Annotated in this window: 14 protein-coding genes; 2 read left to right on the top strand and 12 right to left on the bottom strand. The window is 67.9% G+C overall.

What is annotated here, in order from left to right:
- Window positions 1-310: 310 nt before the first annotated feature.
- Window positions 311-1,120, bottom strand: a complete 810-nt coding sequence (gene dapD / locus VYI76_RS11825) for a 2,3,4,5-tetrahydropyridine-2,6-dicarboxylate N-succinyltransferase (RefSeq protein ID WP_326524933.1) — start codon at window positions 1,118-1,120, stop codon at window positions 311-313.
- Window positions 1,117-1,788 carry a pyrimidine 5'-nucleotidase gene (locus VYI76_RS11830; protein WP_326524934.1) on the bottom strand — a complete coding sequence of 224 codons (672 nt, stop codon included), beginning with the start codon at window positions 1,786-1,788 and terminating at the stop codon, window positions 1,117-1,119. The genes dapD and VYI76_RS11830 overlap by 4 nt, the downstream gene beginning before the upstream one ends.
- Before the next feature lie 241 nt (window positions 1,789-2,029).
- Between VYI76_RS11830 and VYI76_RS11835 the strand changes: the two genes are divergently transcribed.
- Entirely contained in the window at window positions 2,030-3,019 is a 990-nt protein-coding gene (locus tag VYI76_RS11835) for an LLM class flavin-dependent oxidoreductase (RefSeq protein ID WP_326524935.1), read from the top strand.
- 23 nt (window positions 3,020-3,042) lie between these two features.
- On the opposite strand, the gene VYI76_RS11840 is transcribed toward VYI76_RS11835, so the two are convergent.
- From VYI76_RS11840 to VYI76_RS11850, 3 genes are all read right to left on the bottom strand, one after another.
- Window positions 3,043-4,350, bottom strand: a complete 1,308-nt coding sequence (locus VYI76_RS11840) for a sensor histidine kinase (protein WP_326524936.1) — start codon at window positions 4,348-4,350, stop codon at window positions 3,043-3,045.
- 196 nt (window positions 4,351-4,546) lie between these two features.
- Entirely contained in the window at window positions 4,547-5,227 is a 681-nt protein-coding gene (locus VYI76_RS11845; RefSeq protein ID WP_326524937.1) for a response regulator transcription factor, read from the bottom strand.
- Between the two features lie 52 nt (window positions 5,228-5,279).
- Window positions 5,280-5,591, bottom strand: coding sequence for a hypothetical protein (locus VYI76_RS11850; protein WP_326525109.1), 312 nt, complete (start codon window positions 5,589-5,591; stop codon window positions 5,280-5,282).
- 305 nt (window positions 5,592-5,896) lie between these two features.
- Between VYI76_RS11850 and VYI76_RS11855 the strand changes: the two genes are divergently transcribed.
- Entirely contained in the window at window positions 5,897-7,675 is a 1,779-nt protein-coding gene (locus VYI76_RS11855) for an ABC-F family ATP-binding cassette domain-containing protein (protein ID WP_326524938.1), read from the top strand.
- A gap of 90 nt (window positions 7,676-7,765) precedes the next feature.
- On the opposite strand, the gene rbfA is transcribed toward VYI76_RS11855, so the two are convergent.
- The 7 genes from rbfA to rimP form a co-directional block, all read right to left on the bottom strand.
- A complete protein-coding gene (gene rbfA / locus VYI76_RS11860) occupies window positions 7,766-8,173 on the bottom strand; it encodes a 30S ribosome-binding factor RbfA (RefSeq protein ID WP_326524939.1) in 408 nt (135 codons plus the stop codon).
- 48 nt (window positions 8,174-8,221) lie between these two features.
- Window positions 8,222-8,473 (bottom strand): hypothetical protein, encoded by a 252-nt coding sequence (locus tag VYI76_RS11865; RefSeq protein ID WP_326524940.1) that lies wholly within the window; start codon window positions 8,471-8,473, stop codon window positions 8,222-8,224.
- A gap of 77 nt (window positions 8,474-8,550) precedes the next feature.
- Window positions 8,551-11,229 carry a translation initiation factor IF-2 gene (infB, locus tag VYI76_RS11870; RefSeq protein ID WP_326524941.1) on the bottom strand — a complete coding sequence of 893 codons (2,679 nt, stop codon included), beginning with the start codon at window positions 11,227-11,229 and terminating at the stop codon, window positions 8,551-8,553.
- A 7-nt stretch (window positions 11,230-11,236) separates the two neighbouring features.
- On the bottom strand, window positions 11,237-11,965 hold the full coding sequence (locus VYI76_RS11875; RefSeq protein ID WP_326524942.1) for a DUF448 domain-containing protein: 729 nt from the start codon (window positions 11,963-11,965) through the stop codon (window positions 11,237-11,239).
- Window positions 11,946-12,176, bottom strand: coding sequence for a tautomerase family protein (locus VYI76_RS11880; protein ID WP_326524943.1), 231 nt, complete (start codon window positions 12,174-12,176; stop codon window positions 11,946-11,948). The genes VYI76_RS11875 and VYI76_RS11880 overlap by 20 nt, the downstream gene beginning before the upstream one ends.
- Window positions 12,177-12,185: 9 nt before the next feature.
- The gene (nusA, locus tag VYI76_RS11885; protein WP_326524944.1) at window positions 12,186-13,811 is read right to left on the bottom strand and encodes a transcription termination factor NusA; all 1,626 of its coding nucleotides are present in this window, start codon (window positions 13,809-13,811) and stop codon (window positions 12,186-12,188) included.
- 3 nt (window positions 13,812-13,814) lie between these two features.
- Window positions 13,815-14,357 (bottom strand): ribosome maturation protein RimP, encoded by a 543-nt coding sequence (gene rimP / locus VYI76_RS11890; RefSeq protein WP_326524945.1) that lies wholly within the window; start codon window positions 14,355-14,357, stop codon window positions 13,815-13,817.
- Window positions 14,358-14,406: the final 49 nt, after the last annotated feature.

The raw sequence follows: 14,406 nt of genomic DNA on the forward strand, positions 1-14,406 counted from the left end.
TGTCGCGGATCAGGCTACACGGCAGGCGTCCAGTTTCAACTAGGGTCAGGACCCATTATTCGTGGCGGTCGTGATTGCCCGAACGTGTTCGTCCGGCAAGGAGCGGGGCGCAGCAGGTAGCGGCGCTACCTGCAAGACTCGCGACGCAGCCGGCGGGCGCGTCCGGGCAACCGCACAAGCGGCGGGCGGATTTCGGCCCAGGGCGTCGTCGCTCCTCGGTCACGATGCACAAGCATCGCTCCGCTCCTCGCTTCTAGCCCTGAACCTAAATCCGCTCCGTCACGTCCATCGCAATTAATGGGTCCTGACCCTAGTCGCGCAGCAACTCGTTGATTCCGGTCTTGGATCGTGTCTGCGCATCGACCGTCTTGACGATCACGGCGCAGTAGAGGGCCGGACCGTTCGGGTTGCTCGCCGAGGGTGCGGAGCCCGATACGACGACCGAATAGGGTGGCACTTCGCCGCGATATTCCTTGCCGGTCGCGCGATCGATGATGCGGGTCGACGCGCCCAGATAGACACCCATCGACAGCACCGCGCCCTCGCCGACGCGCACGCCTTCCGCAACTTCCGCACGCGCGCCGATGAAGGCACCGTCGCCGATGATGACCGGATCGGCCTGCAAAGGTTCAAGCACGCCGCCGATGCCGGCGCCGCCCGAGAGGTGGACGTTGCGCCCGATCTGCGCGCAACTGCCCACAGTCGCCCAGGTATCGACCATCGTCCCCTCGCCCACATAGGCGCCGATGTTGACGAAGCTGGGCATCAGCACGCAACCCTTGCCGACGAAGGCGCCGCGCCGCACGACGCTGCCCGGCACGGCGCGGAAGCCCGCCTCGCGGAACTGGTCCGCGCCCCAATCGGCGAACTTCAGCGGCACCTTGTCGAACCAGCCGTCCATGGTCACGTTGTCGTTCAGGCGGAACGACAGCAGCACCGCCTTCTTGAGCCACTGGTTGACGCGCCAGCCTTCGCCGTCCGGCTCCGCCACGCGCGCCGTGCCGGCATCGAGCATCGCCATCGCCTGTTCCACCGCATCGCGCACCGCGCCGGTGGTCGCCGGAGACAGGCTCGCGCGATCTTCCCAGGCGGCATCGATCGTCGTCGGCAGGTCGGTCACAATGTTTCTCCCAAAAGCTCGGCAAGCCAGCCGGTCAGGTCGGCGGTCGCATAGTCGATATAGTCGGCGCCGTGCGCATGCGGCTGATGCTCGGACCCGTTGTCGATCCACAGAGTCGCCATGCCGATCGCCTTGGCGGGCGCCAGATTGCGCGCCATGTCGTCCGCGAAAAAGCTGCGCGCCGGATCGATCGCATAGGTCGCGCACAGGCCGTCATAGGCCGATGCCGCAGGCTTGGGGCTCAGCGCCATCGCGTGGATGTCGTGCACCGCCTCGAAGCTGGCGCCAAGCCCGAGCTTGTCCAGCACCCTCTCCGCGTACGGCAGGTCGCCGTTGGTGAAGACCAGCTTGCGACCCGGCAGTTTGGCGATCAGCGCCGCGAGCGGGGCGTTCTCCTCCAACACGTCCATCTCGACGTCGTGGACATAGGCCATGAACTCGTGCGGATCGACGCCGTGATCGGCCATCAGCCCGGCAAGCGTCGTGCCGTGGCTGAGGAACCACCCGCGCCGGAGCGCCGACGCCTGGTCAAACGGCAGGTCGAGCAAGCGCGCGATATAATCGGTCATCCGTGCCTCGACCGGCGCGAACAGGTTCGCCGACGCGGGATAGAGCGTGTTGTCCATGTCGAAGACCCAGGCGTCGATATGGGCAAGCTCGGAGCGCATGGGCGGGGCGCTTAGGGGATGTGGCGGGGAAGAAGAAGGAAGAAATTGTTCGCGCGGAGGCGCAGAGGCGCGGAGAAGCGTGCGGCAACGCCCGCCGCGCCAGCAGCCTTGAAATTCGCCGCACCCGATGGTGAGAAGTTTCGCCGACGCGAGACAATGCCACGGGCGAAACACCTCCGCGCCTCCGCGCGAACAGATTTTCTTTTCTGGCAGCCGCCGCGCCACTTCCTACATCCGACAGATGACCCCCTATTCCCTGCTCGATCTCGTCCCCATCATCGAAGGCGGCTCGGCGGGCCGGGCGCTGGCCAATGCCGCCGACCTTGCCCGCCATGCCGAGGCGCTGGGCTTCACCCGATACTGGGTGGCCGAGCATCATGGCATGCCCGGCATCGCCAGCGCCGCGACATCGGTGGTGATCGGCCATCTCGCCGCCGCGACCACGACGATCCGCGTCGGCGCGGGCGGGATCATGCTGCCCAACCACGCGCCGATGGTGATCGCCGAACAGTTCGGGACGCTGGACGCGCTGTTCCCCGGCCGCATCGACCTGGGGCTGGGGCGCGCGCCGGGCAGCGACGGCCGTGTCGCCCATGCACTGCGCCGCGCGCTCGAGACCGATCCCAACGCCTTCCCGCAGGATGTGGTCGAGTTGCAGAGTCTGTTCGCCGACGATGGCCGCACCGGCATCCATGCGGTGCCGGGCGGCGGCGCCGACGTGGCGTTGTGGATCCTCGGGTCGAGCACCTTCGGCGCCCAGCTCGCCGCGATGCTCGGCCTGCCGTACAGCTTCGCCTCGCACTTCGCGCCCGGTGCACTCGATGCGGCGGCGGCGATCTACCGCCGCGATTTCCGTCCGTCGGAGACGCTGGCCAAGCCGCATTTCATGCCCGCCTTCAACGTCATCGCAGCCGATACCGATGCGGAGGCGCAACTGCTCGCCACCTCGCAGGCACAGGCGTTTGTCGCGATCCGCACGACGGGCACCGGCATCCGCCTGCCCCCGCCCGTCGCCGGTTACCGCGAGAGCCTGCCGCCCGCCGCCGCCGCGATGCTCGATCAGGTGCTGGAATGCACCGCGATCGGATCGCCCGAGACGATCGCGCGCGGGCTGGCGGCGTTCATCGCGCGGACCGGCGCGGACGAAGTGATGCTGACCAGCTCGATCTTCGACCACGACGCGCGGAAACGCAGCCTGAGGATCGCAGCGGAGGTGATGCGGACCCTGTAAGCCCTCCCGGCGCGGGAAGATTTTCAGGTCGCCGCGGGCAGGCGCAGCCGCACCAGCAGCCCGCCCAGGTCCTCGCTCTCCTCCAGGCTCGCGGTGCCTTCGTAGATTTCCGCCACGTCGCGCACGATCGCGAGGCCGAGGCCGGTCCCCGGCTTGCCCGAATCGAGCCGTACGCCGCGATCGAAGATACGGATGCGGTCGGCCTCCGGGATACCCATGCCGTCGTCCTCGACGAGGATTTCGACGAAGCCGGCATCCGCGCGCGCGGTTACGAACACGCTGCCGCCGCCATATTTCGCGGCGTTCTCGACGAGGTTGCCGAGGATTTCGTCCAGATCCTGCCGCTCGATATGCGCCTGCAGATCCTTCTGGCCGTCGATGTCGATGCGGACGTTGGGATAAAGCCGCGCGACCGCCCTCTCGACCGCCTCGACCGAGGGCCAGATATCGGCCCGGCTGTGCGCGGAGCCGCGCCGACCGACCGCGCGGGCGCGGGCAAGATGGTGATCGACCTGCCGCCGCATCGTCCGCGCCTCGCGGATCACCGTCTCGGCCAGGTCGCTCTGCCCGGCCGCGGCGGCGTTCATGATGACGGTCAGCGGCGTCTTGAGCGCGTGGGCGAGGTTGCCGGCGTGGCGCCGAGCCTCTTCCGCCTGGCGATCATTGTGGGCGACCAGGCCGTTCAGTTCCTCGACCAGCGGCGCGATCTCCATGGGCATGTCGCCCTCGATCCGCGTCGTCTCGCCGGCGCGCAGCTGCTGGATGCCGAGCCGCAGCCGCCGCAGCGGGAACAGCCCGTACAGGGTCTGCAACGCCACCATCACGATCAGGCCGATACCCAGCAGCACGAAGCTGCGCACCAGAACGCGGCGCAGCGCGGCAATCTGTTCGTCGAGCACCTCGCGATTCTGGGCGACCTGGAATTTCCAGCGGACGTCCGATCCCGGCAGCGTCAGATCGCGTTCGGTAATGCGCAGCACTTCGCCGGGAAACTGCCTGCTGTCGTAGATGTGGCTGGCGTTGTCGTTCCACGGCGCGCCGACGCGCAGCGCGCGGTCCCACAGGGATCGCGAGCGGAACGCCTCGAACCCCGTGCCGCTGACCTGCCAGTAGATGCCCGATCCGGGCTCGAAGAAGCGCTGGTCGGCGGGCTCGCGGATGAACCGCACCTCGCCGTCCGGGCCGATCTCCGCCGAAACCAGCATGGTGTTGAGCACGAATTCGAGCTGCTCGTCGAAATTCGCCCCGACCGCCGACACGATCACCCGGTCGAGCGCGAAGCCGCCGCCCGCGAGCAGCACCATGATCCACGCCGCCGCGATCGCGATCATCCGGCGGGAAAGCGACCCGGTGACGCGGACGTAAGGGCGCGGGGCGGGGTCGGAGATTCCTACCCCCGTTCGCCCTGGGCTTGTCGAAGGGCTGTCCTTGTCTTCGTGCCGCATCGCCTGTCGCCTGAAGAAAGGGCGGGGCTTCGACAAGCTCAGCCCGAACGGATTTGAGATGCGCCTTTCCCCTCCCCCGAGACTATTCGCTGGGCCGGCGCTCGTCCGGCTCGTCCAGGCTGTAGCCGAGACCCCGGATCGTCGTGATGACGTCCTGCCCCAGCTTCTTGCGGATGCGCGTCACGAACACCTCGATCGTGTTCGAATCGCGATCGAAATCCTGGTCGTAGATATGTTCGATCAGCTCGGTGCGGCTGACCACCTTGCCCTTGTGATGGAGCAGGTAGCTGAGGAGCTTATATTCCTGCGCGGTCAGCTTCACCGGCTCGCCGGCGCGGGTGACCTTGCCCGAACGCGTGTCGAGCCGGATGTCGCCGGCGGTCAGCTCTGCGGACGCGTTGCCCGACGCGCGGCGGATCAGCGCGCGCAGGCGGGCGATCAGTTCCTCGGTCTGGAACGGCTTGGCGACATAATCGTCGGCGCCCGCATCGAGCCCGGCCACCTTGTCGGACCAGCTGTCACGCGCGGTGAGCACCAGCACCGGCGTCACCTTGCCTTCCTTGCGCCAGCGATCGAGCACGGTCAGGCCGTCGACCTCCGGCAGGCCGAGGTCGAGGATGATCGCGTCATATTCCTCGGTCGAGCCCAGGAAATGCCCTTCCTCGCCATCGGTGGCGAGATCGACGGCATAGCCGGCCCCTTCCAGCGTGTTGCGCAATTGCTGGCCCAGATTGGGTTCGTCCTCGACGATCAGAACGCGCATGTCTTGCTCCCGTGGAGTGGCAGCGCCGGGACCGGCGCCGCTGTCAAAATCCCTAACGCCCGGTACGCCCGAGGATGTTCCCGGTCCGCCCGTCGACCATCACCCAGATCATCGATCCATCGCGCAGGAACTTCAGCGTGTAAACCGCCGTCGCCGGATCGAAGTCGAAGCCCAGATAGCGGGCGCCGGGCATCTGCGGGATCACGCGGCGCTCGATTTCCTGGAACGGCAGCACCCCGCGCCTGCGCGCGGCCAGCGCCTCGTCCTGGTCACCACGCGCCTGCGCGACCGGCACCAGCGGCGGCGACGCGGCGGCGGGAGGCGTGGGCACGAGCACGGTCAACAGGGGAATCAGCATGTTCATCACGGGCGATTGCATAGGCACGCCGGGTTGAACAGCCTGTGAATGCACCGAAGCGCGAGCCGCCGTACCGGCGGACTAGCGCAAGGCCGGCCGGCAGGTCGAAGACCTGTCCGACGACACGGGATTTACTCCCGTGTCGGCCCGCTCACAACAATCACCCCTGCCCCGCCGCCGCGAAGCATGTCCTGAGCGCCCGCCTTGCAGGCAGTCGACAAGCCGCTTCGTCGGTCCTCGCTGGCGCGAGGCCGGCCGGGCGCGCGTCGGGCCTCGATTTAGCTGCGCTAAACCGTTAGGCACGCGCGCCTATGGCTGCTCCCATCCTCGCCCTTGAAGGTCTCGGTCTCGTCCAGGGGTCCGGCTGGCTGTTCCGCGGACTCGACATCTTCATCGGCCAGCGCGACCGGCTGGCGCTGATCGGCCGCAACGGCGCGGGCAAGACGACGTTGATGAAGCTGATCGCGGGCACGATCGACATGGACGAGGGACGCCGCACGATCGTGCCGGGGACGAAGGTGATCCTGCTCGAACAGGATCCCAGGGTCGACGGTTTCGCCACCCTGCTCGATTTCGCGCTGGCGGGCGCGGATGCCCCCGCGCAGCATGAGGTGGAGGCGATCGCCGACCAGCTCGGCATCGACCTGTCGCGCGAGGCGGCGACCGCATCGGGCGGCGAGCGTCGCCGGGCCGCGATCGCCCGCGCGCTGGCGATGGACCCGGACGTGCTTCTGCTCGACGAACCGACCAACCACCTGGATATCGCCGCGATCGAATGGCTGGAGGACTGGCTGTCGCGGTTTCGCGGCGCCTTCGTCGTCATCAGCCACGACCGCACGTTCCTGACCCGCCTGACCCGTCAGACATTGTGGCTCGATCGCGGCGCGATCCGGCGGGCGGAGGTGGGCTTCGGCGGATTCGAGGCGTGGACCGACCAGGTCTATGCCGAGGAGGAGCGCAACGCCCAGCGGCTCGACGCCAAGCTGAAGATCGAGGAACACTGGCTGCAACGCGGCGTCACCGGCCGGCGCCGGCGCAACCAGGGCCGCCTGGCCAAGCTGAAGGAGATGCGCGCCGAACGCGCCGCGATGACCGGGCCGCAGGGCGGCGCGGCGCTGGCGATCGCCGCCGACGACAGCAAGACCAAGGTGGTGATCGATGTAAAGGGCGTCACCAAGCGGTTCGGTGACCGCGCGATCATCAAGGATCTGACCCTGCGCGTGACGCGCGGCGACCGCATCGGCATCGTCGGCGCGAACGGCGCGGGCAAGACGACGCTGCTGCGCCTGCTGACCGGCGAGCTTGCCCCGGACGAAGGGCATATCCGCCTGGCCAAGACGCTGGACGGCATCGTCATCGACCAGCAGCGCCGCCTGATGGCCCCCGACAAAACGGTGCGCGAAGTGTTGGCCGAGGGCGGCGAGTGGATCGACGTGCTGGGCACCAAGAAGCACATCGCCGGCTATCTGAAGGAGTTCCTGTTCGAACCCGGCCTGGTCGATGCGCGCGTCGGCACGCTTTCGGGCGGCGAGCGTTCGCGGCTGCTGCTGGCGCGCGAGTTCGCCCGGCCGTCCAACCTGCTGGTGCTCGACGAGCCGACCAACGACCTCGATCTGGAGACGCTCGACCTCCTGCAGGAAGTGATCGCCGATTATGCCGGCACCGTGCTGATCGTCAGCCACGACCGCGACTTCCTCGACCGCACGGTGACGGTGACGCTGGGGCTGGACGGATCGGGCAGCGTCGATGTGGTGCCCGGCGGCTATGCCGACTGGGAGGCGAAGCGAAAGCCCCGCGCCGCGGCCAAATCGGCCGCCGCGAAACCCGCCGCCGCGCCGCCGGCCGCGACCCCACGCGCGAAACTATCGTACAAGGACCAGCGCGACTATGACCTGCTGCCGGCGCGGATCGATGACCTCGACCGGGCGATCGCCCGCGACGAGGCCGCGCTGGCCGATCCCGATCTCTACACGCGCGATCCGAAGCGCTTCGATGCGCTTATGGCCGCCGCCGCCAAGGCCCGCGACGAGAAGGACGCGGCAGAGATGCGCTGGCTCGAACTGGCGGAAATGGCGGAGGCTTTGAACTGACCGGACCCCGCCATCCGATCGCCCTGAGCTTGTCGAAGGGCTGCCTTTCTTCGCACGACGGGCTACGCGGACGGCAGGGTGAGCGCGAATTTAACGCGCCTTTTCTCCATCCTCGCCCAGATCCCGCGCTACCTGCTCCGAACGCAGGATCGCGTCGATATGGCTGCCCTCATCGAAGCTCTCGTCCGCCAGGAACTTGAGCTTCGCGGCATATTTCATCTTCACACGGGTAGCCACCTCGCGCTGAAGATAGGCGGTGTTGGTGCGCAACGCCTTGAGCACCACATCCTCGTCCTTGCCCAGCAACGGCTTCACGAACACGGTCGCGTGGCGCAGGTCGGGCGACATCCTTACCTCTGTGATGCTCACCATGTGGCTGGCGAGCACATCGTCATGCACGTCGCCGCGCGCGAGGATTTCCGACAGGATATGGCGCACCTGCTCGCCGACGCGCAGCGTTCGGACGGAACGGGTTTCGGGCGAACTGCTGGTAACCATCCAAACAACTACTCGTACAGCCGCCGCGGCGTGCGCGTCTGGCAGGGGTTAGAATGCGCCGCCCGCGAAATAGAAAATCGGCCCGACCAGGATGAGCCCGACCCCCATCCGGCCTTTCAACTCGGCGCCGTTCGCCCGCTTGCGATGACGCTCAGACGCTTCGAACGAGTCAAAGCCGACGGCGCCGCCACTGGATCGATTCTCGAACTCATGCTTGCGCACCGCCTTTCGATCCGAAAGTGCGCTGAAGAACAGCCAGAGTCCGCCCAGAAACATTACCGCGCCAACCGTCGACAGCATGCCAGTCTCCCAAAACTCCCATCAGGGAGAAGTATATCGATTCCTGGCTTTGTTGCAAAAGCGCCTGTCCGGCGCTTCTACAGCGTCCGCTCGCGCAGCTCGACCTCGAACGTTTCCAGATAGTCGCCGGCCCTGATGTCGGTGAAGTTCTGGCTGAACGTCACGCCGCATTCGAGCCCTGCGCGCACTTCGGCGACATCGTCCTTGAAACGGCGCAGCGAGGCGATCTCGCCGGTATAGATGATGACGTCGTCGCGGGTGATGCGCGCCTTGAGCGCCTTGCGGATGACGCCTTCGGTGACGAGCAGGCCCGCCGCCTTGCCGTGCTTGCCCGCCGAGAACACCTCGCGGATTTCGGCGCGGCCGACGACCGTCTCGAACGCTTCCGGCCCGAGTTCGCCCGCCATGCCGGCGCGGATCTCGTCGATCACGTCGTAGATCACGTCATAATATTTCAGCGCGACCTTGTGGCGTTCGGCGATCTGCCGCGCGTTGGCATTGGCGCGGACGTTGAAGCCGATGATCGGCGCGCCGGAAGCTGACGCTACGTTGACATCGCTTTCGGTGATGCCGCCGACGCCCGAATGCAGGATGCGCGCGCGGATATCGTCGGTCGAGATCTTGTTGATCGCGCCGACGATCGCCTCGACCGTCCCCTGCGTATCGGCCTTGACGACCAGCGGATATTCGATCGCCTGCTTGGCCTTCAGCGCCGAGAACATCGATTCCAGGCTGGCCGGTGCGGAGGTCGTGCGCTTCTGCGTCAGCACGCCCTGGCGATATTCGGCGACCTCGCGGGCGCGCGCCTCGTTCTCGACGACCTGCAGCTGGTCGCCCGCCGACGGCGTGCCCGAGATGCCGAGCACCTCGACCGGCATCGACGGGTCGGCCGACTTCATCGGGCGCCCCTTGTCGTCGACGATCGCCCGGACCTTGCCGCTTTCCGCGCCGACGACGAACACGTCGCCGACCTTCAGCGTGCCGCGCGTGACCAGCACGGTGGCGACCGGGCCGCGTCCCTTGTCCAGCTTCGCCTCGACGACGATGCCTTCGGCAGCACGATCGGGGTTGGCCTTCAGCTCCATCAGTTCGGCCTGGAGCTGGATCTTCTCGATCAGCTCGTCGAGACCGGTCTTCTTGAGCGCAGACACCTCGACGTCCTGCGTCTCGCCGCCCATCGCCTCGACCTGTACGTCGTGTTCGAGCAGGCGTTCGCGCACCTTCTGGGCATTGGCCTCGGGCTTGTCGATCTTGTTGATCGCCACGATCATCGGCTTGCCGGCCGCCTTGGTGTGGTTGATCGCCTCGATCGTCTGCGGCATCAGCCCGTCGTCGGCGGCGACCACCAGAACGACGATGTCGGTCACGTCGGCGCCGCGCGCACGCATCGCGGTGAACGCCTCGTGGCCCGGCGTGTCGAGGAAGGTGACCTTGGACTTGTCCTTCAGCGTGACCTGATAGGCACCGATATGCTGGGTGATGCCGCCGGCCTCGCCCTTCACCACGTCGGTGCCGCGCAGCGCGTCGAGCAGCGACGTCTTGCCGTGATCGACGTGGCCCATGATCGTCACGACCGGCGGGCGCGGCTTCAGATCGCCATCGGCGTCGGGCGCGGTATCGAGCGCGAGATCGATATCGCTGTCCGACACGCGGACGATGTTGTGGCCGAATTCGGTCACCAGCAGTTCCGCGGTGTCCTGATCGATCGTCTGCGTCATGGTGACGGGCGAGCCCATCTTGAACAGCGCCTTGACCAGATCGGCCCCACGCTCTGCCATGCGGTTGGCGAGTTCCTGGACGGTGATCGCCTCGGGCACCTGGACGTCGCGGACCTGCTTGGCCTGCGGCTCGCGCGGGCCCCCGAAGTGGCGCTTTTCCTTTTCACGCGCGCGCTTCAATGCGGCGAGCGAGCGGGCGCGGGCGCCGTCCTCGTTGAGCGCGCGGTTGACGGTCAGCTTGCCGCCGCGCCGCTCGTCGGACTTGCGATCGCGCTGCTGCGGACGGGCCGGGGGCGCGTTGCGCGGGGTCGCCTGGCCCGAGGGCAGCTGGCGCGCGGGGCCGCTCGATCCAGAGGACGACGACGACGGCGACGACGCGGCCGGCGCAGGCGTCGGCTCGGGCTTGGGCTGCGGCTTGGGGATTTCCGGGCGCTGAACGGGCGTGAAGCGGCGCGGCGCGGGGCGGCTGGAGTCGAGCGTCAGCTCGATCGGCTGCGGGGCCGGTGCCGGCGCCGGCGCTGGCGCGGGCGGAGAGGCCTCCGCCACCGGGGCCGGAGACGGAGCCGGCGTGGCCTCGGGAGCGGGCGCAGCAGGCTCGGGCGTCGCGACAGGCACGGGGGCGGCGGCCGCCTCGGCCTCCGCCTTCGCCTTTTCGGCGACGCGGCGCTTCTCGTCCTCGGCGGCCTGAACCTTGGCCTGCTCCTCGCGACGGCGCGCATCCTCGAGCGCGCCCATACGCTGCTCGTCGGCCTCGCGCAGAAGGCGGGTCTGGCGCTCCTGCGCGGTCTCTCCGGCCGGCGCACGCGGGGCTGCGGGCGGCGGAGGTGGCGGCGGCGCGGCGACAGGCTCCGGGGCCGGCGCCGGCTCGGCGACTGCACCCTGCGGACCGAGCACGCGGCGGCGCTTCACCTCGACCACCACCGTGTTCGAACGGCCGTGGCTGAAGCTCTGCTTCACCTTGCCGGTCTCGACCGTGCGCTTCAGCCCCAGCGGCGGACGCATCCCGAGTTTCGGCTTGTCGTTGTCGGTGTCGCTCATGCGCTACTCAAAGTCCTGTCTGTGCCGGCCCACGCCCTGGGTCGGCCAAAGTGTCGGGTGCCGATGGCCCCTGCGCGTCTTCGGCGCAAGGTTCAGCGGCACGTTCGGGTCCGATAAAATGCAGCCAGCGGGACAGCGCATCGCTGACCCGCCTGGCCGCCTGAGCGTCCGTCAGTCCGGCGTGTACCACATTTTCGCGGCCCAACGCCAAGGACAATGTGGTGCGCCCGATCGGCAACGCCAACCCCTTGAGGTCGGAGCCCTCCCGATCGGAGCCGACGCGCCATGCCTGGGCGAGCTTTCCGGCGCCGTCCGCGCCCGCATCGGCGGCGTGGAGCAGCAGGTGAAGCTGGCCCTTGCGGGCGGCGGTATCGATGCGTTCCGCGCCGATCACCAGATTGCCGGCCTTCGCCTCCAGCCCCAGCCGATCCAGCGCGTGGCGCTGCAGCTGGTCGGCGATCCGCGTGCCGAGATCATCGGGGATGTCGAGCGGCGCTCCCTTGAACGCCCGCGCCAGCGCGCCTTTCAGCTTGCCCTTGGCCTGGGCGGTTTCGAGTTCCGCGCGCGTCACGCCGATCCACGCGCCGCGCCCCGGCGCCTTGCCGCGCACGTCGGGCAGCACCTGGCCGTCGGGCGACACCGCGAGCCGGACGAGGCCGCCCTGCGGCCCCGCCTCGCGAGTCAGAATGCAGCTGCGCTCGGGGGCGTGTGCGGTATCATTGCGAGGGGACCGCATCAGCGTCTCCCTTCGCAACCGGCGCGCCGCGATCGGCGAGCAACTGCCCGCCGGCGCCATAGTTCTCGAGATTTAGCTCGACGATGTTCACCTGCACCGCAGCTGCGGGCTTACCCAGGCGCGCGACCATGGAGGCGGTCACGTCGGCGACGATCCCGGCCTTCTGTTCGCGCGTGGCTGGCCCCGCGAGACGGATGTCGATGAACGGCATGGCTGTGGCTCAGGCCTCCACTTCACCTTCGGCCGTTGCCGCTTCAGGTTCGTCTTCGAACCAGTGCGCGCGGGCGGCCATGATGATCTCGTTGCCCTGTTCCTCGCTGAGGCCGTATTCGCCCAGCACGCCGCCCTTGTCGCCCTCGCGCTGGGGCGCGTTCTCGGCGCGGCGGCGCGGTTCGTGGCGCTTCTTGGCGATCAGCTCGTCGGTGGCGAGGTCAGCCAGGTCGTCGAGCGTCTTGATGCCCGCCTTGCCCAGCGTCACCAGCATCGCCTCGGTCAGATAGGGCATCTCGGCCAGCGCGTCCTCGACGCCCAGGCCGCGGCGCTCCTCGCGGTTGGCCTGCTCGCGCCGCTCGAGCGCCTCGGCGGCGCGGCTTTGCAGTTCCTGTGCGAGATCCTCGTCGAAGCCCTCGATGCCCGCCAGTTCGTCGAGCTCGACGTAGGCGACTTCCTCCATCTCGCTGAAGCCTTCGGCGACCAGCAGCTGCGCCAGCGTCTCGTCGACGTCCAGCTCGTTCTGGAACATCTCGCTGTTGGTGACGAATTCCTGCTGCCGCTTCTCGCTCGAATCGGTCTCGGTCAGGATGTCGATCGCCTTGCCGGTCAGCTGCGACGCCAGACGGACGTTCTGGCCGCGGCGGCCGATGGCGAGCGACAGCTGGTCGTCGGGCACCACCACCTCGATGCGGTCGTCCTCCTCGTCGATCACGACTCGCGCGACGTTGGCCGGCTGGAGCGCGTTGACGACGAAGGTCGCGGTGTCGGGCGACCAGGGGATGATGTCGATCTTCTCGCCCTGCATTTCCTGCACGACGGCCTGCACGCGGCTGCCCTTCATGCCGACGCAGGCGCCGACCGGATCGATGCCCGAATCATGGCTGATCACGCCGATCTTGGCGCGGCTGCCCGGATCGCGCGCCGCCGCCTTGATCTCGATGATGCCGTCGTAGATTTCGGGCACTTCCTGCGCGAACAGCTTCTTCATGAATTCCGGATGCGCGCGGGACAGGAAGATCTGCGGCCCGCGGTTCTCGCGGCGGACGTTCAGGATGATCGAGCGGACGCGGTCGCCGACGCGGACCAGTTCGCGCGGGATCTGCTGGTCGCGGCGGATGACGCCTTCGGCGCGGCCAAGGTCGACGACGACGTGGCCGAACTCGACGCGCTTGGCGACGCCGATGATGATCTCGCCCTGGCGGTCCTTGAATTCCTCATACTGGCGCTCGCGCTCGGCATCGCGGACCTTCTGGAAGATGATCTGCTTGCTGGCCTGCGCCTGGATGCGGCCGAATTCGATCGGGGGCAGCGGATCGACGATGAAATCGCCGACGCTCGCGTCCTTCTGCAGCTTCTGCGCGCCCTTCAGGTCGATCTGCTTGAAATAGTCATCGACCGCCTCGACCACCTCGACCACCCGCCACAGGCGGAGGTCGCCGGTGTTGGGATCGAGCTTGGCGCGGATATCGTTCTCGCTGCCGTAGCGGTTCTTCGCCGCGCGCTGGATCGCGTCCTCCATCGCCTCGATGACGATGGCCTTGTCGATCAGCTTTTCCTTGGCGACCGAATCGGCGATCGCGATCAGTTCGGCGCGGTTGGCGGTGATCCCGCCAGACGAGGACGCGGAGGCCATGTCTTATCCCTCTACTTCGATGATCTTGTCCGCGCCTGCGGCGGACAGGGGTGCGGTTGCGGCGATCAGCCGGTCGGTGATGACCAGCTTCGCCTCGGAAATCTGCGGCAGGGTGACGGTCATCGGCACATGGCCGCGCACATCGACGGTGACGCGGTCGCCGTCGATCCCGGCCAGCACGCCGTTCAGCTGCTTGCGGCCGTCCACCTTCTCGACCAGCGTCACCCGCGCCTCATGCCCCGCCCAGTCGGCGAAATCCTTCGCGCGGGTCAGCGGGCGGTCGATGCCGGGCGACGACACCTCAAGCCGATAGGCGTGGTCGATCGGGTCGCGCCCCGCCTCTTCCAGCGCGTCGAACACGTCGGAGATGCGGCGCGACAGATCGGCGCAGTCGTCGATCGTCAGCTGGCGCGTGTCGGGGCGTTCGGCCATCACCTGCAGCGTCGGATCGGACTGGCCGCCGAACATCTTCACACGCACCAGGTCGAAGCCCAGAGCCTGCGCCTCGGGTTCGATCAATGCGGTGAGTGCGGCGATATCGGCCAAGCCAGTGTTCCCAAACGACCATGCAGCCTCGCTGCCGGCCCGTTTCGGG

The sequence above is a fragment of the Sphingomonas sp. genome, assembly GCF_035910975.1.
Classification (GTDB): domain Bacteria; phylum Pseudomonadota; class Alphaproteobacteria; order Sphingomonadales; family Sphingomonadaceae; genus Sphingomonas.

Coding starts and splice junctions, on each gene's coding strand:
- VYI76_RS11830 (WP_326524934.1), bottom strand. CDS start 1,788: ATGCGCTCCGAGCTTGCCCATATCGACGCCTGGGTCTTCGACATGGAC.
- VYI76_RS11835 (WP_326524935.1), top strand. CDS start 2,030: ATGACCCCCTATTCCCTGCTCGATCTCGTCCCCATCATCGAAGGCGGC.
- VYI76_RS11840 (WP_326524936.1), bottom strand. CDS start 4,350: ATGATCGCGATCGCGGCGGCGTGGATCATGGTGCTGCTCGCGGGCGGC.
- VYI76_RS11845 (WP_326524937.1), bottom strand. CDS start 5,227: ATGCGCGTTCTGATCGTCGAGGACGAACCCAATCTGGGCCAGCAATTG.
- VYI76_RS11850 (WP_326525109.1), bottom strand. CDS start 5,591: ATGAACATGCTGATTCCCCTGTTGACCGTGCTCGTGCCCACGCCTCCC.
- VYI76_RS11855 (WP_326524938.1), top strand. CDS start 5,897: ATGGCTGCTCCCATCCTCGCCCTTGAAGGTCTCGGTCTCGTCCAGGGG.
- rbfA (WP_326524939.1), bottom strand. CDS start 8,173: ATGGTTACCAGCAGTTCGCCCGAAACCCGTTCCGTCCGAACGCTGCGC.
- VYI76_RS11865 (WP_326524940.1), bottom strand. CDS start 8,473: ATGCTGTCGACGGTTGGCGCGGTAATGTTTCTGGGCGGACTCTGGCTG.
- infB (WP_326524941.1), bottom strand. CDS start 11,229: ATGAGCGACACCGACAACGACAAGCCGAAACTCGGGATGCGTCCGCCG.
- VYI76_RS11875 (WP_326524942.1), bottom strand. CDS start 11,965: ATGCGGTCCCCTCGCAATGATACCGCACACGCCCCCGAGCGCAGCTGC.
- VYI76_RS11880 (WP_326524943.1), bottom strand. CDS start 12,176: ATGCCGTTCATCGACATCCGTCTCGCGGGGCCAGCCACGCGCGAACAG.
- nusA (WP_326524944.1), bottom strand. CDS start 13,811: ATGGCCTCCGCGTCCTCGTCTGGCGGGATCACCGCCAACCGCGCCGAA.